Origin of the sequence: Bradyrhizobium sp. AZCC 1610 (genome assembly GCF_036924515.1) — a bacterium.
In the GTDB taxonomy this organism is placed as follows: Bacteria; Pseudomonadota; Alphaproteobacteria; order Rhizobiales; family Xanthobacteraceae; genus Bradyrhizobium.
The window spans coordinates 3362548-3379500 of the sequence record NZ_JAZHRR010000001.1 but is presented as its reverse complement, the minus strand read 5'-3'; the positions used below and the strand labels follow the sequence as shown (position 1 = coordinate 3379500).

Below are 16953 nucleotides of genomic sequence, written 5' to 3'. Positions count from 1 at the left end.
AGGAGACCCACCGAACCTGCGACCAAGCTCATCAAGTTGGTCTTGAAGCTTGCGCTTTTCGTTCTCAAGTTTTCGATCCAAGACATCAACGATCCGCTGATGCAGGTCCCAGAGGTCATCAAGCCCCATTGTCTCCAGTTCTCGGTCTTTCATGCCCAGCCCCATGTGCACGACCCGACTCATGATGGAATGAACTTAGCAAAAGAAAAGCCGCCCGGAAGGCGGCCTTTCGACAAGAAACCGATCGTGAAGCCATTCGGTCGAAAAACAGCATCTTGGTTGCGCGTGCGCTGACGCGAGCAATGAACCCGGAGGGAAAAAAATCACGACGTGAAGCATGCTTTTTTCCGTGCACAGGAGGATTGTTGGTCGATCAGAGAGCGAGCATTGCTGCCTTCCGCGACCGTCGATAAGCGCCTATGCCGAGGCCCGCGAAGCCGAGCAACATCATCGCCCATGTCGAGGGCTCCGGCACTTCCGCAACCAGGAACGGCGTGACGTCGGCGAGCGTGTCGCCCCAGCGCACCTCGTCGAACGCGCCCGGAACATGGCCGGCTCCCGAAAAGGTGAACCCGGTGTAGGCACCGTGATGGGTGACGAACAGATCGGAGTTCGCGACGGAAACCAAAGCCGCCGGGAGGTAGTTCGATTCGATGGAATCCGTCGGGTCGAGGAACAGGCTGACCACGTCAGGGTTCAGCGGATCGAACTCGAACTTGAGGACAACCAGATGCGTGCCGGCAAGGGCACCGAGAGTCAGCCCGCCGCCCGACACAGCGACGGACTGGCTGCCGCTCGCGGTCGTGACCGCCAACGTCAGATCGTTGACGCCGGCGAAATGGTTCATGAACAGATCGACGGCCAGCAATGCATCCCCGACGCCACCGTTCCACATTTCATAAGCGCGCTTGCCGAAATCCGTCGGGGAGTCGGTTCCCTGAGAGCCGAAGTTGATGAGAAAGCTCTGATAGATCGTCCGGGAGTCGCGACCACCCCCCAAGCACCGGCGATTTCACGTCCCGATCGCCCGAACGAGCTGCGGAGAGGCTTCAATTATTTTTCGTGGGTAAGTCCCATAAGCGCAATTTAATTTGGTTAATGCGCGCGTCCAGCGTCAAGTATAAAAATAAATCTAATGATTTAAAAACGAGCAAGGTCGGCCCTATTAAATACGTCTTGGGCCCAAACTAGGGCAAGTAGCCGTCGCTAAATCGTCATAGCGACGGATTTTTGCCACCAAGCTGCCACCAGTTTGGCCGACGAATCGCGCGTATTTGAATTCCACCTTTTCGTTAGCGGGAGATACTGAAGTGGCGATAGGGACAGTGAAGTGGTTCAATGCAACCAAGGGGTACGGATTTATCCAGCCGGACAGCGGCGGCAAGGATGTTTTCGTGCACATTTCAGCTGTTGAGAAGGCCGGCCTGAGCAGCCTCAATGAGGGTGCCAAGGTGAGCTATGAAGAAGTGAGCAACCGGGGCAAAACGTCCGCGGAAAATCTAAGAGTCGGGTGAATTCAAAGCCCGCTGGTTCACGCCGGCGGGCTTTGCTCTGGCGAATTGTCCGCAGACTCACGTGACCGACGGTTGCGTGTGCTATGCTCGGTCATCGCTTTCACTGCCTCGTTCTCGTCAACGCAAAAAGCAATGCTTTGCCGATCCGCAAACACGAGCCATTGATGATGGCCAACTTTCGTGACGACGTATTCGGTCATTCCGGCCCTCCGGCGAGCAAATACATCTTAGGACAGCAGCCTTGCTGCTTTGTTAACCACAATCCGCCACGATCCTCGTGACCTTCTGGTGGTCACGCGTATCGGGGAGAGCCGTCGCTGGGAATACCTGCGACGGCTTTTTGCAGGAGAGTAGATGGATTATCAGGCATTCACGAATGACAGCCTCACGATGATGTACGCTGCCGTCCGTGGTGCTTTGGCTGCCGATGACGCGGCTGAACGCCAGGGCGACGAACCCAAGTTCAAGGTCCGCGATACGCCAGAGTGGAAGAAACACGCAGCGGACCTGGAATCCGAAATGCTTGGACGGGGCATGCTATTCGAGGTCATCGATTGGGCTGAGGGACAAGGATCCCTGCCGCTTTAGAGTTTGCGGCACCCTGAAACTTTAGGCCAAAGAACTCGACCGACATGAGCAAGGGCTACGCCAGATCCGAAGCTATTTGGTCAGGTGCGCCACCATGGCCTCACAGGCCTTCTCGGCTTCCGCAAACGTCTTAAAGGGTGATCCACCTATCCGGATGGCGGTCCTGTTGGAATTGATGGGGCGCCAGGAAGCTACAAAGCCGGGCTGCCCGTGGAGTCCAGAACCACTGCGGCTCTCATTACTGATTACAAATGAGTAGCCGCTCTCGCTTGCGCTCCATATTTCCAGCGCCTCTGTCGCGGGAGCGATGCGGCTGAAGTGCAGGGCCATTCCACCATCCAGACAACCTTAAACGGCTCCAGCCTGTTGGAAGCTGGAGCCGTCAACCCTCGAAGGGTTTTCTTCCGGTGGGGCTTTGGGGGCTAGAACCGGAAGCCATAGTAGATTCATTTCGAGGCCAACCGTTCCATCGCTCTGCCGTTTTTCCCGAAACTCGATGTAGAGTCTGATGCCGGACAGACGGGTGAGCGGCGCGGGATTTTAATTGGCCTCGTGTGGGTGGGGCCGCGATGCGTCAGCAGCAATTAAAGACAGCAGAGTCGCCGATTAGACGGCAAGCCGCAGACGCCTTGAGACGGGCCCGGAAGCTTCCAGTCGGCCACGCCAGAAACGACCTGAGGCAACTTGCGCTTGGACTTCGCTGGCTCGAAAAGAGAGGGTTCGTTGCCGTCGTGCAAGATCGCGATGGCATCCTGGAGATAGCGAGGAAAGCCTAAACTGAGGCAGCCTTACGTCTTGGGAGGTTGCAACCCGGACGACGTGAGCCATTCGGAGAGATGGGAAGCCGTGTCGGCCAGGCTTGCTCTTTTGAGAAGAGCTTCGCGCTCATGGCCCATGGGCAGGCGATTGGCTTGTTCTCGTAGGCGCTTCGATTCCTCAGCTAATTCTTCTTCGAGCGTGAGCGAATGCTTGATACGGCGTCGCTGCATGGTCTGACTCCGCGACAGATAAGCCCGTGTGTGCAAAACGGTTGGCGGCGAGTCGCGTTCCGTCGAATTGTCGGGTGCCGGACAGACAGCGGCCGAAATCGAATCTTAGCTTGACGCATGCAGGGACGGCATGGGACGGCTTGCCCGGCATAAGACAAGGACGGCCCCAGCGGTTGACTCCAACCTCCCACCCTGGGGCCCTTTCTCTGCATCACGTCGAACAATGAAAGGGCCGTTCAGTATTGCTGCCTTTGATGGCAGCATCCCAGCATAGGAGTTGATTCGATGATGCTCGAAACAATTCTGGCGATGTTAGGCCTTGTGACCTGCGCGCTGATCCTCGTCGCATTCTGGGGCTCCGACCTCTTTGGAAGCCGCACGCGGAAGCGAAGTTAGCTGTCCGCACTTCTGCGGGGCGCACTGTGGGAAGCGAAGAATATCCGCTGCAGGGCGCCGCCTGTCACGCCTGTTTGCTCGTCCCCGAGGCGTCCTGCGAGGCGCGGAATGCGCGGCTCGACCGAGGCCTGCTGACCCAAACGGTCCCAGGTGGCGGATTTCCGCTGTTGGGGTGAGGCAGAGCCGTAGTTGCGATGCGCTGCGCCGCGTTACCTTGTGCCAATAGTTTGCGTTCCCAAGCGAGCGCATGACGGACGATCAAGATCATCCCATTGAGGCCGCCAGCCTAGCAGATTGCGCATCCGTTCCGCCGACGCCACGATCTCCGCCGGATCGCCAGGCCGGCGGGCGGCAAGTTCGACGGGAAAGTCGTTTCCGGATTCGTGCCGCATGGCCTCGATCACCTGCAAGACCGAAAAGCCGCGGCCGTAGCCGCAATTTAGCGTCAGGGACTCTCCACCACCGCGCAGGTATGAAAGCGCGTGACAATGGGCGTTTACGAGGTCGCTCACGTGGATATAGTCGCGAATGCAGGTCCCGTCAGGCGTGGGGTAATCGGTGCCGAAAACCTGCATCTTCTCTCGCAGACCTACCGCGGTTTCCGCTGCAACCTTGATAAGATGCGTTGCCCCTCGCGTTGCCTGTCCAGTGCGCAGAGCAGGATCGGCGCCTGCTACGTTGAAATACCTCAAGATGACGTAGCGTAGGCCATGAGCGCGTGCAGCATCACGCAGCATTGTTTCGGCCATGAATTTGGATGAGCCGTAAGGTGATACAGGCGCAATGGGGGTCTCTTCCGTGACAGGATTTGCCGGCGGATTCCCGTACACCGCAGCGGTCGACGACAGGATAAAACGCCGCACTCCACACCTGATTGCGATCTCGAACAGGCTTCGGGAATTTTCGGTGTTGTTGCGATAATATCGAAGCGGTTCGGCAACCGACTCCGGAACAACGGCAGAAGCCGCAAAATGAATGATCTCCGAAATCCCATACTTCGCGATCAGCTTCGCAACTCGCCGCTGATCCCCGATGTCCTCAACGAAAACCAAAACTCCGGATGGCATTGCCCATTCGAAGCCCGACGAAAAATCGTCGATCACGATGGGCAGTTCGCCACGATCAGCGAGTTCGTGCACCATGTGGCTCCCGATGTATCCGGCACCACCGGTGATAAGGATCGCCATTGCTATCGCCTTGGGAAACCTGATTTGAAACTTCGGAACAAAGTTCCCTTCAGGGGCGTTATGAAAGCCGATGCCAAGGACAACACTTGAGGTGCGCTGGGGGTCCATTCCCGATTAAGCGAATTTAGCCGGGTGTCGCCTGATGTGATGCAGGCGGCACCAGTGCGTTGTCATGCAACCAGGTAAGGACAATGCATGGCGCTTGAACAGGTGGATGGCGACGGCTCTGGGTTTGCGAGGCCGAAACTCGGCCTCGCATTTGCTGCTCGCCATGCCGAGATGTTGCTCGTGCTCCTTGTGCTGAGCGTGGCCTTGGTCATCGGGCTTGCGACCGCCGCGGATTACGGGCTGTCGACCGACGAATTCAACACCGACGATTACGGCCCCAAGGCGCTTGCCTGGTACACGAGCGCCTTTGCGGACCGGTCTCATTTCGAGACGGTCGAAGAGTATCTGTGGATGTATGGACCGTGGTTTCAGATGCTCGTCGCGGCCGTGCAGTCGCTTGAGCTCGCGAGCCCGATCACGGTCCGGCACGCCATCACCTTCCTGTTCGGCCTCGCTGGGCTCGCCGCCGTCGTGCCGTTGGCACGGCTCACGGTCGGGTACTGGGCTGGGTTGACGGCGCTCACCCTGTGCCTGCTGACCGGCTACCTTTACGGCAACCTGTTCTTCGCCCCGATCGACGTGCCGTTCCTGTTCGCCATGAGCTGGTCGACGCTCTTGATCGTCCTGATGGTGCGGCAGGAGGTGCCGAGCTGGCGTCTGACCCTGGCGACGGGCCTTGCCACTGGCCTCGCCATTGCGACGCGCACCGGCGGGGTGATTACGCACGCCTATCTCGTCGGTGGCATGAGCCTGTGCGCGCTCGAGGCGCTGCTGCGCCATGGCCGCGCGGGCTATGGCCAATTGCGCCAGATCGCCTTGCATACGCTGCTCGTCATCCTGGTCGCCTGGCTGACGGCGATTGCGCTCTGGCCGTGGTTGCAGACTGGACATCCGCTCATGCGATTCCTCGAGGCCTATCGGCACTTTGCTCCGCTCGACACCTCGTTCGAATTCCAGAACTGGGGCCGGCGCACGTTCACCGATAACCTGCCCGCCTGGTACATCCCCGGACAGCTCGCGGCGCGTTTGCCCGAGGGCTTCTTGGCGTTGCTGTTGCTCGGCATGGCGGTCTGGATCAGTGCTGCAGTGTCGTGGACGCGCGCCGGCCTCGGCGCCCTGCGTCGGTCCGGCGTTGCAGGACTGCCACCAGTCGCGGCCGAGCTCGCAGGATCGCGCGCGGTGCTGGTCGTCAGTGTGGCGGCGTTCGGGCCCATCGGGGTGCTCATCCTGCAGGGCTCGACGCTCTATGACGGTATCCGCCACGTATTGTTCGTGATCCCAATGCTCGCCATCGTGGCCGCGCGCGGGCTGACGAGCCTCTTGCCCTTCTTTCGACGCCTCCCGATTGTGCCCGCGGCCCTCGGGGTCGCGCACACGGCCGTCATCGTGGCGACGCTCGTCATCCTGCATCCGCTCGAATATATCGCAATGAACAGTCTGGCAGGCGGCGTCGCCGGCGCTTACGGCCGATTCGACCTCGACTATTGGGGCATGGCGGCTCCCGAGGCGCTGCGCCGCCTCGAGAGTCGAATTGACGCCGAAGGCCGGTTCGCGGGCGATCCACCGCGCGTGCTGGTCTGCCTGGGCTGGCGCGAGCAACTGGCCGGCGTGATGTTCCGTCGCAACTGGATTGCCGAAACCGATCTGCGCAAGGCTGACTACCTGATCGCCACCGAGCGCTGGCCCTGTGCCAACGGCACGTCGGCCGTACTGGTTGATGAGGTCACGCGATTTGGCCGCCCGTTCGCCCAGATCTACGCCCAACGTCGCGGGCTCGGCGACTGACGCCAAATGCCGGCGCGACTTGGCAATGGCATCTACTTCTTCGCCTGCAATTCGATCGGGGGCGCCTCGGCCTTTCGGCCCAACCTGACCGGGCGACGTTTTCGCGGCGGGCCTGCCTCACGCCGGCTCTCCTTGGCGCGATCGATCGCGACGGCGCGCGCCAGCCGCGTGATCATGTCGAGCTGGAGCCGCAACTTGAGATGCAAGTTGAGCATGATGAGCAGGCTGATCACGACCCATGTGTAGAGGATGAGGTCGGAGCCGCGGCCGATTCCCACGAAGGCGGCAAGGGCGGTGGCATGCTCCGGTACCCAGACGAAGTAGAGGCCGGCGAGCGCAGCGCCGCTCGCGAGCAGGCCGATGATCGGCACCGTCCGATGCGCCGACCAGGCGTAGACCAGAACCAACGCCAGAATGGCCGTCAACAGCAGCTGCGCGATCATCGGTAGAGCCTCCGCGCAAACAGATCGATCAGGATGGCCAGCGCATCGGTGATGCGTTGACCCTTGCCCAGCGAATAGGCGCTGTACTCGATGTTCACCGGCACCTCGACAAAGCGCAGGCGGCTCTGCGCGATCTGGTGCAGGATCTCGGAGGCGTGCGCCATTCGGTTCTGTCGCAACGAGATCGCGCGGGCGCCGCACGCGGTCATCGCCCGTAGGCCATTGTGGGTATCGGTGACCGGCAGTCCGGTGCTCGCGCGTGTGAACCGGAGCGCGGCGCTGAGCAGGATGCGGCGCGACGCCGGCAGATTTGCCGTCGCACCAGTGAGAAAGCGGCTGCCGAGCGCGAAATCGATGCCGGGCTGCTCGATCGCCGCGAGCAGCGCCGCGATGGCCACGGGGGAATGCTGGCCGTCGGCGTCGAACGTGACGAGCGCATCCGCACCCTGCTCGAGGGCGTAGTCGATGCCGGTCTGCAGCGCGGCGCCCTGTCCGAGGTTGACCGGATGCCGGACGACGGCCGCGCCTGCGAGCAACGCGACGTCGCCGGTCCTGTCGCTGGAGCCGTCATCGACCACGACGACCGCGTATCCGGCGCGGCAAATGCCGGACACGACTCTGCCGACCACCGGCGCTTCATTGTACGCCGCGACAACGACCCAGGGATTACGAATCCGGCTGGTCATCTCTCACGCCTTGCTCAAGACCACGCGCATCGCGTCGAACAGATTCACCGGAATGGCGAACCGGTTGCCGGTCGGGCTGGCCGCGATCTTGCGGCCGAGCATGCGACCGACCTGGAAGACGATCAGCGAGAACGGCACGACTTTCCAAGGGTAATCGGAACTCTCGACGCGAAGGCCAACCGATTGGGCCAGAGACGCGATGCTGGCGCGATTGAAGAACCACAGGTGCTGCGGAGGCGTCATCAGGCGCCAGTGCGCGCCGGTCGACCGCGCCGCGAAGGAACCGAAGTCTCCGGTCGTCAGCACGATGATTCCGTCCGGCCGGAGATGGTCCGCGAGCAGCGCGAGGGCTTCCTGCGGGTCGGGCAGATGCTCGATGACGTCGAGGAGGACGATAACATCCAGATTGCCAAGCGACTCGAGAGTCGCTTCGCTCAGCAGGCCGCAGATGACGTTCAAGCCGAGATCGCCAGCATGGGCAGCAGCCGACTCCGCCGGCTCGATGCCGCTCACTTCAAATCCCGCGCGGCGGGCTTCATCGAGAAAGAAGCCGTAGGCGCAACCAATCTCGAGCAGGCAGCCCTGTGGCTTGCGGTGCCGGATGAACTCGATCGTGCGGGCGAACTCGCGCCGTAGCACGGGTTCTGCGCCGCGATAATCGGCGTAGCCGTCGGACTGACGGCCGGAAAAGTAGCCATCATCATAATAAGCGAGGGGATCGAAGCTCGATGCCTCGGTGCGTCCCAGTCCGCAGTCCCGACATTGAAAGATGTCGCAACCGTTCTTGATGTAAAGAAACCGATGTGGCGTCGCCCGACTGCACGCGGGACACTTGAGCGTAAGCGCAGTTCGGCCGGTTCGCATCAGCACGTGCGTCCCCAAGTGCGTTTCTTCAGTGCGAAAAAACGCCCCCGATGCCTAACTGTTCCGCTTGGCGAACGGCCACGGGGTCGCAGGTTGCTTTGCTGTGTCTGGGCTTCGAATATTGATCCCTTTCGGCGTCCTTATTCCGACAATGCCTCAGATGGTTAGGTGCAACGCGGAGGGGGCATCCTCGGACGCCGATTGGGAGCAGAGCGCGCCGATTCACACTCGCTCACGACGACTTCGATCACCGCTAACCTCCGGTTCAACCACATCGCTATCGAAATAGCCTGGATCACCAGAGGCATTGATCCTCCTGCACTTGCGGACCGGGTTCGATCTGGAATTTGTAGAATTCTCCGTTCGCCCAGACGTAAGCCCTCCCGTCACGAGCCACCGAGATGATGGTCTTGTGTCTCGACCCGACTGTGTCGCATCTGCCAGACGATCGCGGGCCCCTCAATCGTCGTAGTAGTGGCGGCGACGCGGCCGTGGATAGTCGTCATAATATCTGTCGCCGCGATACCTGCGGTATTGTCGCGCCGCTTGATCCCGCGGGTGAAGAGAGCCGGTCGGATAGCACATGCCGTCGCGAGCACTGACATCCCAACCATGGCCGCACGGCGGCGGACGGACGGGCACGCGGTATTGGATTTCCTGGGCTGGCAGCTCGCTATCGTTCAGCGGCAGGTACTCCCAGCTGCAGCGCGAGCGCCACGCTGGCAATGTTTAAGAGCATTTCTAATCCCTCCGGGCGGAGAAGTGCTATCGGAGCTTATGCTTTTTCACCTGTATGGCGGCTGAATTGAACGTTCATGCATCATTAACACGCAGGATCGAGGCATCCGAGCCACGGTGGCCGCATACCTCGCGTGTGAATTTCGGTTCCAGGTCGGACAGGCGAACGTCGTCACCCCCAATGGCCGGCGTCGATCAAGACGGAATGCGCACACCGGCAATCCGGATATCGGCGAGATGAGCATGCGAGCAGACTCGGTGCGGCGCGGCGCGGTCAGCAACAGCGTTCTGACATAGAACGGATAGCAGATGGGTTCCTCGATGGTATCGAGCGCAGCCCAGAGATCGCGCAGCTCGAAGCGCTTGGCCGCCCGTGAGGAAGATGGAAGGGCCGAGGCAGCCGACAGCGGCTGGAAGGTGGCCCCAGCCTAGGCCGGGGGCTGGCAAGGCTCGACTGGGGCCGACCGAGCGCGTGCCGCTACTTCCACGGACACGCGATTGAGCCAATGCGCTGCGCCCGCGATCGTTCCAGGGTCAACTGGCTTTCTCGTCGATGAGCACCTTCAGCCGCTCCCTGGCTGCATTATTTTTGCCAAGCCTCGTAGTCATACGGGGAAGCGACGAAATGAAATTGAAACAGCGCTGAGGTACGGTATCAACAGCACCGAGGGTGACGATTTCAGTACGGCAGAATTACTTTTGTCGGTGGGCCGCAGAGCAATCTGCGGCCATTTTGCTTTCAGTGCAGCGCGAGCGCACTCGATTTGCGGCCTGTCCGGATCGTCAACATCGCGCCCGGCATAGGTCGTGCCTCGGTTTCGGCGATGTCGTCAGCATCCTTCCCCGGTTTCGTCATCCACAGCGCCTATGACCTCATATTCAAACACGACGCCTTTAGGATCGTTCACCAGGAACCACTCATCGGCAAGGTCCGAGTTTGCAAACACCTTGAGATGGTCACGGTCGCCGACCTGTTTGCCGGTATCAACGTAAATCCAAACCGTCTTCATCATCGATCTCGCGCCAGCTTGCGGCGTCCCCAGTGGGGGCTCTTTCGAGATGGGTTAAACTCCCGAACGTGGCCCCGGTTCAATGCGCGCATGACGCCAATTCGCGCAAACATTGTCGGACCGCCCAGATCGACCACTAGCATCAGCGCCTCGACCGCCGCTTGCCATTCCGGCAGGGCCGAATCCTTTTTCGGTAGGTTGGTGATGCGGCGGACACAACTTGTAGTGACTTGTTTACAACGAATCCTATATAAGTCGGCGAGGATCGGTCCCTTCGCCCCGGTCGAGAGGCATTTTCACATGGCTATTCCAACCACAGCCGCAGCTAGGTACGTGTGCGCGCGTGGCAATTGGAACGTCACCAATCTAGCCCTTCAGAAAATCCTTTATCTCGCACATATGGTTCACCTTGGGCGAACCGGTCAACGTTTGATCGACGGGGAGTTTGAGGCTTGGGATTACGGTCCTGTCAATTCCGACCTCTATCGAACGACTCGCATATTTGGCGACAAGCCAATTCAGAATATTTTCTTCGGGACGCCTCGAATTTTCGGCACTCCAGAGGAGGAGACGCTGCGGGAGGCTTGCGAGCGCCTTTTGACGAAGAGCTCCAGTGAACTGGTAGCGATGACTCATCAGCAGAATGGAGCATGGGCCAAGCATTATGTCCCAGGAGTCAGATCAGCCGTCATCCCCGACACAGACATCATTGCCGAATACAACACCCGACTCGCAGAAGCGCACTGATGATTTTTCGGTAATTATTAGGACGGCACGTCCAACGAAGGTGGATGAAAGTAATGCTGCCCTTGAGCAGCAGTTGCAGCGTGAAAAAGATGAGAGGCGGGAAGAGCGCTTTATTTGGATATTCGTGGCCGTAATGTTGTTCGATGTCCTTGCGGTCGAAAAAATGAGCTACGCAGTAGTTCTGCTCTTTCTGTTGCAGCTTGTCTTTCTTTCGTTCGTGGGAAAATGGTTGGGAATCGAAGCGGTTGCCGTTCCGCTCGAGCGACTTTTCGATCGAATTATGCGATGGCTCCCCGAAAGCAGCGATAGTTCTCCGAAAAAATAGGGCGGTTCATTCAAGAGCTATTGCAATCGGCCCGGTTGGTCGAACGGCTCGCGTTGCCGCCATAACCGTTCTCCCCGCACCCAAACAACATCGGGCGTGAGCTTGTTGAAAGCGGCTAACACATCCTTGTTGATCGAAGGATTGCCAGCCGCGTTCAAGCTCGTGAATCCCGGGCCAAATTTCTTGTCGATGTCATAAACGATTGTATCTTGGTAGAGGCAGGTTGACTTGTTCAATTCATCGAGCATGAACTGCGCAACTTCCAGCGCTGGTGTCATGTCTTTGACTCAGTTTTCGGAGGCGCCTGCTCTAAACTGTCCACATTGAAATGCGCTCGCTCCCGCTTAGCGCCAGCAAACCAGACGGCCCAAACCCCGCCGTCGGCAGCAGTTATGGAGTCTACTGTCATGGTGGGCCCCCCGGATTTGAGGACCACCAGATCGCCTGCTTTGAAGTTTGCCAATTTTCACCTCCCCTGATTCGTGCGATTGTTTCGCAACCGGTGGTGGAGGGCAAGGCCAGAGCGTCGCTGCGCCCCGAAAAGGGGTGGATTGGACCTTGGACTTCGCCTTTAGCCCCAGCTCGACAAGCCGGCGAATTGCTTCGGGGCGGCTCGGCAGAACCACCGGGCATCACGGACTCCGGCAGCGACGAGATAATGCGTAGAGCCGTCGCTGACTCAACCCAGCGGCGGCTTTTGCGTGCCGGTAACACCCGGTCGGTTCAAGTCGGAATACACATCATGGATTGCTGACTCCATCGGTGATAGGGGCCGCAAGGGGGAGTTGGCCGGGATGTGGCCGGGCACACGTTCCGAACGGGCAAACCTTCCTGCCATCCGTCGCGGACGCACGCTCCTTCTGATGTGCTGCGACAACCAACGCCGCATCCCCCTGTAGCCGAGGCTGGCCCAGTAAGAGCGAAAGCTACAAAGAAGACCCCAAAGCAAGCAAAGCGGATCATCATGGCGGCTCCTCGTTGTCTTAAGTGCACGGCTTAACATTGGCGCCGGGAATATCGTTCCTTTGCTCTACTCGGATCCAAGCTCCCGCCGGTTCATGCGGGCGGGCTTGTCTTGGGGGGCGGGGCCACTTCGAGGGCACGAAGTGGCCCCTAATCGCGCAGTACTCAGGCGGGGACTATTTGCCATCTGCGCGACTTGCAGTCACGCTAGGCTTGTTTAGATCGGCCGCAATGAAACTCGCGTGTTAAGCTTGATGTCCGCGTTGCGGGTTAATTCTGGAACACTGGCCGGTTCACTCCAGAACCTCATATTCAAACGCAACGCCTTCCGGGTCGTTTTCCTTAAACCATTTTTCCGCGGCGTCCGTGGTGGCGAAGACCTTCAGGTGATCCTTATCGCCAACTTGCTTGCTCGTGCGGATAAGAGCAGGCTTGGATCCTGCCAAGAGTGCCAGCCTCACTTTTTAGCTGACAATCTCTCTGACCTTAATGCCGCGCAAGGCCTCTATGCAGTCAGCTACCAAATCCAAGAACTCTCGCCGCTTTATCGTTTTAACCTGACGACCTTCCATATTGATGAGAATGAATCTCGCCATCTCGTAGGCGACTTCTAACTGGGATTTGCCCGTAACCTCGACGTCAATCCTTTCGGCCATTTCGCTCCCCGCTAGTTGGACTCAGGCAATGATCTTGGGCGTTCCGCGCCAGCACAGCCTATTCCTAGCGGCTTGCCAAGTTGTTCACGATTTCCGGCTCACGGGTACTGTCCGTATTCAAACTAAAAACGGCCCCAGGTCCTCGGGGAAGGGACTGCTGGGGCCGCGTTGCGGCCACGGGCAATGTCAAGCAGCCACGGGGCCAAAACGGACGTGCTGCTGACCTGTTCCGGAGGGAAGCGCCCGGCTCATGAAAGGCGATCGGGAAATCGAAAATTCTGTTCAGGCGGCTTCGCCTGTACGACCAGCTCGGGCGCCGTGCCGAGGGGCTCGTCCGCAATGAAGGAGCGCTATGGGCCTAGATCACGTCCGTTCCGAAATCGAGCACATGCGCGTCCAGCTCGGAAGACAGCGTAAGGAGATCCTACAGCTTCAGCGTGCTGGCATCTCGACTGCGTCGGCTGAGCTTTTGCTCGGGAGAATGCTTGCGAAGATCGAAGACCTTTGTGCCGAGCGGGACCGGCTGAAGAAGGAGCAGGATGGTCCGATGAAGGGGCGCGTGTTGGGCGGCCGGAGTTGGTGATGGCAGAGCCGCGCAAATGGTACGACGAGAAGGCGGACAACTCGCCCTGGATCAAGGCCCTTGCCGAAGTGCGCCACCGTGCGACGCGCGAGGGCCACTGCTACCAACACGTCCTGGCAATCACGGTCGCGATCGATCAGTACGCAGAGAAGGCGCTAGGAATCGCGATTACTTTCTCAACAAGCCCTATGGCGTCGGCTAAGCGAAATGCGGTGCTCGTCCGTGTCAACGAGCGGCATCCGTTCCCTTTGGGCGGGCAGCCTCTTTAGCTCGCTCGGCTTGCCACGCATCATAGGCCGGGGTGCCACGTCTCGGGGGCGCGTCGGCTGGCAGCCCGCCCATCCACGCTGGCATGTCCGCAACGGGGTTGCTGCCGGTGCTCGCGCAACCTGCAAGCAAGCTTGAAGCGAGAATGAATACGGAGAGGCCGAGCTTCATCTGACCAGCCACCGGGATCGAGATGCCCAATTCTGCCAAAAATGACCCCCAGCCTGAATGGGCCATTTCGGGGCGCCTCGCAGTGGCAAGGCCCGGCGCTTGTCGTCCGGAACCGTCGTGCGTCGGGCCGCTCCAGTCAAAGCGGCATGTCGAAACTCGAGGGTTAGCCAGGCTTTGCAGAGCCAACCTTCCTCGTTCAAGCGCCTTTCGACGAACCCGCGCTCGAGGTTCTGCGGCGCGGAGATCATCAACGCCTCGGTCTCGAAACACATCTAGGCCGCCCACCGCGACATGGCAGCCTGAAGGAAATCAACCTCCGGCCCTATAGAACCCTGACGCTATTGCGTCCGTATGGTCCCGGTCGGGGTGAAGTCATTCTTCTTATCGTACCCGGAGTCGCGGAGATTTCGGTTATACATCTCGCGGTCGCTGTTGCTCAGACCGGGCGCGAAGATGACCGGAGACGGACCCATACGAGCAAATGCTGCGTTGGGATGCGTCGCGGCGGCAGATGCGGTTGGCTTCATCGCGCGGCTTTGAGTCCGCTGCGCGGCCAAAACGACAGACGTGGAGAGAGTGAGGATAGCAAGACTAACAAGGATGCTCTTGGTCATTGTGTGAGCTCCTCTGAACGGAAAGAGGCCCCAGCGCCAACGCTGAACTGCCTCAGAGAGTTTTCGTTCCAACGATGGGCTAGGATGTTGAGAGCGCCGCGAGCACCGGACGGGCGCATTTCGTCGAAGGTGATCTGCCGGTCGGGCCATCAACCAACACAATTTCGTTACCCCGTTCGCTACCCCAATCTATTTTCGCCTTTGGGTCGGCTGAGTCTTTTCCGAGCTAAGTATTTGATTTCGTTTGGTGAGCGCGGTGGGACTCGAACCCACGACCCCATGATTAAAAGTTAGGGGCATGCACACAAGCCAACGTGCTGCAGACATTGCGTTTCCTCCGAAAGTCCCAAGAAATGCAGTGATAGCAGGCTTTTCCAGCAATTCCTACATCTTCCGAGAAATGCCTTGCGTTTACCCGTGGCTGTGTGCATAGAGTGTGCATAGAGACCCCATAATGATTTGGTGTGCACGGGAGCAGGGCGATGCAAGCGAAGATCACCAAGACCAAAGTTGACGCCATGACCGCCGGGCAAATCCTGGCGGACAAGGAAGTTAAGGGTTTTGTCGCCCGCTGCCTCGACAGCGGCGCTGTGACGTACGGGTATCGATACCGTGACAAGACCACCGGAAAGCAGCGCTGGTTGGGTCTGGGCCTGCATGGCTCTATTACAGCCGACCAGGCGCGCGACTTCGCGAAGAAGGCGGCCGGCGAGGTTGCCAACAAGCAGGACCCGGTAGGAGAAATCCAAGAGAGCCGGGCGGAAGCCAAGCGCGAAAGGCTGGCGGAAGAGAACACCGTCAACGCCGTGCTGGATGCCTTCGAGAAGGATCACGTTGACGGGCTCCGCAGTGGCGATCAGGTGAAGCGGGCCTTTACCGTCTATGTCAGGCCCCGGATTGGGGATAAGTCGATTTACGACCTCAAGCGCAGCGACATCACGACCATGCTCAACGAGATTGCCACGGAACACGGGCGGGTTATGGCCGATCGTGTGCTGTCGCACGTCCGCAAAGCCTTCAATTGGCAGATGGTGCAGGATGACGAGTTCAAGTCTCCGATCGTCCGCGGGATGGCAAAGACGAAGCCGGGCGAGCGCAGCCGCAAGCGCATTCTGGCCGATGACGAGATCAGGGACGTTTGGAAGGCGCTGGATCAGTTCGAGGCGCCGGCCTGTTATCCGCGCTACGTCAAATCCCTCTTGCTTGCGATGACCCGCCGCAACGAGTCGTCGGAAATGCATACGGACGAGATTGAAGGCGACCTTTGGACCATTCCGGCCGCCCGGTACAAGAACAAGCGAGATCACGTTATCCCAATCACCCCGGCAATGCGCACCCTCATTGACTGGAAGCCCGCCGGCAAACGCAATTCCTGGTTTGTGTTCTCCACCACCGACGGGGAAAAAGCATTCAGCGGCTTTAGCAAGGCCAAGAAAGAGCTGAACCGGATTATTGCCAAGATCCGGAAAGCGGAAGGGCGCCCGCCGATGAAGCAGTGGCAGTTGCATGACCTGCGCCGCACCGGCCGCAGCCTCATGAGCCGCGCCAAGGTGGACGCAGATCACGCTGAGCGGTGCATGGGCCACGTCATTGGAGGCGTGCGGGAAACCTACGACCGGTACGAATATCTGGAAGAGAAGCGCAAGGCATTCGAGGCGCTGGCCGGTATTGTCGCCATGATATTAGACCCGCCGGCCGACAACGTTATCGCCATCCACGAAAGGGCGGTCTAATGGCCCGCAAGTCTAGCCCTAACAAACGAGCCCGGTCGTTGATGCATTATGGCCCGAAGCTCAAGCCGTTGTCGGGCGCGGCAGAGGAAATCTTTCAGGGCTCCCCAGAACTTCTAAAGATGCACCGAGAGAGAATGGCGATGCGGGCGCTAAGCCTGGAGCCGATGAAATCAGTACTCTTCCCTGACGGTAAGGGGGGCTTACGTGAAGAGGCCGTTCCGGCGGACTTCAAAGACCCGTTCCGGGAGGCAATGGTTCGAGCATTCAGGCATTTCAAACTGGATCCGAATGATCCGTTTTCGTGGCGCGTCATGGTGGAGTACTTCGCCTACATTTTCTTTTGGCAGCATTCAGGCAGGCGGGGCGGAAAAACCAAGTGGACCGCGGATCGTGAGGCGCAGTTGCTGAAGGCCGTTCAAAGTCTGCCCATGCTTTCGGATATGAAGACCGCTTATAAGCTGGCCAACGACAAGAACTCGCCGTTCTACGTGAAAGGCGTTGTGCCGAGTGATGGCGTTAACGGCTTGCGCCGTCGGATTGGGAAGGTCCGCAAGAAGCTTGCGACGAACTGAGTTGGCACGCGAAT

The 16953-nt window shown here is 59.4% G+C and carries 19 protein-coding genes, 1 tRNA gene and 2 pseudogenes; 10 read left to right on the top strand and 12 right to left on the bottom strand.

What is annotated here, in order from left to right:
- Window positions 1-42: 42 nt before the first annotated feature.
- Window positions 43-294 (top strand): hypothetical protein, encoded by a 252-nt coding sequence (locus tag V1279_RS16720; protein WP_334446772.1) that lies wholly within the window; start codon window positions 43-45, stop codon window positions 292-294.
- A 79-nt stretch (window positions 295-373) separates the two neighbouring features.
- Here the strand turns inward: V1279_RS16720 and V1279_RS37850 are convergent.
- A pseudogene (locus V1279_RS37850) lies at window positions 374-481 on the bottom strand (PEPxxWA-CTERM sorting domain-containing protein); the annotation flags it as partial.
- Between the two features lie 829 nt (window positions 482-1310).
- Here V1279_RS37850 and V1279_RS16710 point away from each other — a divergent pair.
- Window positions 1311-1514 carry a cold-shock protein gene (locus V1279_RS16710; protein WP_334437787.1) on the top strand — a complete coding sequence of 68 codons (204 nt, stop codon included), beginning with the start codon at window positions 1311-1313 and terminating at the stop codon, window positions 1512-1514.
- A gap of 17 nt (window positions 1515-1531) precedes the next feature.
- Here V1279_RS16710 and V1279_RS16705 read toward each other — a convergent pair whose 3' ends face one another.
- Entirely contained in the window at window positions 1532-1714 is a 183-nt protein-coding gene (locus tag V1279_RS16705) for a hypothetical protein (RefSeq protein WP_334437784.1), read from the bottom strand.
- 154 nt (window positions 1715-1868) lie between these two features.
- On the opposite strand from V1279_RS16705, the gene V1279_RS16700 reads away from it, so the two are divergent.
- Window positions 1869-2102, top strand: a complete 234-nt coding sequence (locus tag V1279_RS16700; protein ID WP_334437781.1) for a hypothetical protein — start codon at window positions 1869-1871, stop codon at window positions 2100-2102.
- 788 nt (window positions 2103-2890) lie between these two features.
- On the opposite strand, the gene V1279_RS16695 is transcribed toward V1279_RS16700, so the two are convergent.
- Window positions 2891-3091 carry a hypothetical protein gene (locus tag V1279_RS16695; protein ID WP_334437778.1) on the bottom strand — a complete coding sequence of 67 codons (201 nt, stop codon included), beginning with the start codon at window positions 3089-3091 and terminating at the stop codon, window positions 2891-2893.
- Window positions 3092-3701: 610 nt separating this feature from the next.
- Window positions 3702-4674, bottom strand: a pseudogene (gene galE, locus V1279_RS16690) (UDP-glucose 4-epimerase GalE); the annotation flags it as partial.
- Window positions 4675-4869: 195 nt separating this feature from the next.
- Here galE and V1279_RS16685 point away from each other — a divergent pair.
- Window positions 4870-6567: a hypothetical protein gene (locus tag V1279_RS16685; RefSeq protein WP_334437775.1), complete on the top strand. Its 1698-nt coding sequence runs from the start codon at window positions 4870-4872 to the stop codon at window positions 6565-6567.
- 32 nt (window positions 6568-6599) lie between these two features.
- On the opposite strand, the gene V1279_RS16680 is transcribed toward V1279_RS16685, so the two are convergent.
- The 4 genes from V1279_RS16680 to V1279_RS16665 form a co-directional block, all read right to left on the bottom strand.
- Complete coding sequence (locus tag V1279_RS16680) at window positions 6600-7010, bottom strand: DUF2304 domain-containing protein (RefSeq protein ID WP_334437773.1); 411 nt, start codon at window positions 7008-7010, stop codon at window positions 6600-6602.
- Entirely contained in the window at window positions 7007-7696 is a 690-nt protein-coding gene (locus V1279_RS16675) for a glycosyltransferase family 2 protein (protein WP_334437771.1), read from the bottom strand. Before V1279_RS16675 ends, V1279_RS16680 begins: the two co-directional genes overlap by 4 nt.
- A 3-nt stretch (window positions 7697-7699) precedes the next feature.
- The gene (locus tag V1279_RS16670) at window positions 7700-8560 is read right to left on the bottom strand and encodes a class I SAM-dependent methyltransferase (RefSeq protein WP_334446425.1); all 861 of its coding nucleotides are present in this window, start codon (window positions 8558-8560) and stop codon (window positions 7700-7702) included.
- Window positions 8561-10128: 1568 nt separating this feature from the next.
- Complete coding sequence (locus tag V1279_RS16665; RefSeq protein WP_334437767.1) at window positions 10129-10308, bottom strand: hypothetical protein; 180 nt, start codon at window positions 10306-10308, stop codon at window positions 10129-10131.
- A gap of 300 nt (window positions 10309-10608) precedes the next feature.
- On the opposite strand from V1279_RS16665, the gene V1279_RS16655 reads away from it, so the two are divergent.
- Both V1279_RS16655 and V1279_RS16650 read left to right on the top strand, forming a co-directional pair.
- Window positions 10609-11055, top strand: coding sequence for a Panacea domain-containing protein (locus tag V1279_RS16655; protein WP_334437764.1), 447 nt, complete (start codon window positions 10609-10611; stop codon window positions 11053-11055).
- A 40-nt stretch (window positions 11056-11095) separates the two neighbouring features.
- The gene (locus V1279_RS16650) at window positions 11096-11380 is read left to right on the top strand and encodes a hypothetical protein (protein WP_334437761.1); all 285 of its coding nucleotides are present in this window, start codon (window positions 11096-11098) and stop codon (window positions 11378-11380) included.
- Window positions 11381-11397: 17 nt separating this feature from the next.
- Here the strand turns inward: V1279_RS16650 and V1279_RS16645 are convergent, their stop codons facing one another.
- Both V1279_RS16645 and V1279_RS16640 read right to left on the bottom strand, forming a co-directional pair.
- On the bottom strand, window positions 11398-11658 hold the full coding sequence (locus V1279_RS16645) for a DUF6953 family protein (RefSeq protein WP_334437758.1): 261 nt from the start codon (window positions 11656-11658) through the stop codon (window positions 11398-11400).
- A complete protein-coding gene (locus V1279_RS16640; RefSeq protein WP_334446423.1) occupies window positions 11655-11816 on the bottom strand; it encodes a DUF2158 domain-containing protein in 162 nt (53 codons plus the stop codon). Before V1279_RS16640 ends, V1279_RS16645 begins: the two co-directional genes overlap by 4 nt.
- A gap of 769 nt (window positions 11817-12585) precedes the next feature.
- Between V1279_RS16640 and V1279_RS16635 the strand changes: the two genes are divergently transcribed.
- Both V1279_RS16635 and V1279_RS16630 read left to right on the top strand, forming a co-directional pair.
- A complete protein-coding gene (locus V1279_RS16635) occupies window positions 12586-12957 on the top strand; it encodes a hypothetical protein (protein ID WP_334437756.1) in 372 nt (123 codons plus the stop codon).
- 624 nt (window positions 12958-13581) lie between these two features.
- Window positions 13582-13851, top strand: coding sequence for a hypothetical protein (locus V1279_RS16630; protein WP_334437753.1), 270 nt, complete (start codon window positions 13582-13584; stop codon window positions 13849-13851).
- Window positions 13852-14358: 507 nt separating this feature from the next.
- Here the strand turns inward: V1279_RS16630 and V1279_RS16625 are convergent.
- Together V1279_RS16625 and V1279_RS16620 are read right to left on the bottom strand one after the other, a co-directional pair.
- Window positions 14359-14634 carry a hypothetical protein gene (locus V1279_RS16625; RefSeq protein WP_334437750.1) on the bottom strand — a complete coding sequence of 92 codons (276 nt, stop codon included), beginning with the start codon at window positions 14632-14634 and terminating at the stop codon, window positions 14359-14361.
- 245 nt (window positions 14635-14879) lie between these two features.
- Window positions 14880-14953: transfer RNA gene (locus tag V1279_RS16620), tRNA-Lys, on the bottom strand.
- Between the two features lie 163 nt (window positions 14954-15116).
- On the opposite strand from V1279_RS16620, the gene V1279_RS16615 reads away from it, so the two are divergent.
- Window positions 15117-16367 carry a tyrosine-type recombinase/integrase gene (locus tag V1279_RS16615; protein WP_334437747.1) on the top strand — a complete coding sequence of 417 codons (1251 nt, stop codon included), beginning with the start codon at window positions 15117-15119 and terminating at the stop codon, window positions 16365-16367.
- Between the two features lie 41 nt (window positions 16368-16408).
- Window positions 16409-16939, top strand: coding sequence for a hypothetical protein (locus V1279_RS16610; protein WP_334437744.1), 531 nt, complete (start codon window positions 16409-16411; stop codon window positions 16937-16939).
- Window positions 16940-16953: the final 14 nt, after the last annotated feature.

Bases quoted from the DNA above. Each gene is read 5' to 3' on its own strand.
- V1279_RS16705 (WP_334437784.1), bottom strand. From the start codon at position 1,714: ATGACCGAATACGTCGTCACGAAAGTTGGCCATCATCAATGGCTCGTG.
- V1279_RS16700 (WP_334437781.1), top strand. From the start codon at position 1,869: ATGGATTATCAGGCATTCACGAATGACAGCCTCACGATGATGTACGCT.
- V1279_RS16695 (WP_334437778.1), bottom strand. From the start codon at position 3,091: ATGCAGCGACGCCGTATCAAGCATTCGCTCACGCTCGAAGAAGAATTA.
- V1279_RS16685 (WP_334437775.1), top strand. From the start codon at position 4,870: ATGGCGCTTGAACAGGTGGATGGCGACGGCTCTGGGTTTGCGAGGCCG.
- V1279_RS16680 (WP_334437773.1), bottom strand. From the start codon at position 7,010: ATGATCGCGCAGCTGCTGTTGACGGCCATTCTGGCGTTGGTTCTGGTC.
- V1279_RS16675 (WP_334437771.1), bottom strand. From the start codon at position 7,696: ATGACCAGCCGGATTCGTAATCCCTGGGTCGTTGTCGCGGCGTACAAT.
- V1279_RS16670 (WP_334446425.1), bottom strand. From the start codon at position 8,560: ATGCGAACCGGCCGAACTGCGCTTACGCTCAAGTGTCCCGCGTGCAGT.
- V1279_RS16665 (WP_334437767.1), bottom strand. From the start codon at position 10,308: ATGAAGACGGTTTGGATTTACGTTGATACCGGCAAACAGGTCGGCGAC.
- V1279_RS16655 (WP_334437764.1), top strand. From the start codon at position 10,609: ATGGCTATTCCAACCACAGCCGCAGCTAGGTACGTGTGCGCGCGTGGC.
- V1279_RS16645 (WP_334437758.1), bottom strand. From the start codon at position 11,658: ATGACACCAGCGCTGGAAGTTGCGCAGTTCATGCTCGATGAATTGAAC.
- V1279_RS16630 (WP_334437753.1), top strand. From the start codon at position 13,582: ATGGCAGAGCCGCGCAAATGGTACGACGAGAAGGCGGACAACTCGCCC.
- V1279_RS16625 (WP_334437750.1), bottom strand. From the start codon at position 14,634: ATGACCAAGAGCATCCTTGTTAGTCTTGCTATCCTCACTCTCTCCACG.
- V1279_RS16615 (WP_334437747.1), top strand. From the start codon at position 15,117: ATGCAAGCGAAGATCACCAAGACCAAAGTTGACGCCATGACCGCCGGG.
- V1279_RS16610 (WP_334437744.1), top strand. From the start codon at position 16,409: ATGCATTATGGCCCGAAGCTCAAGCCGTTGTCGGGCGCGGCAGAGGAA.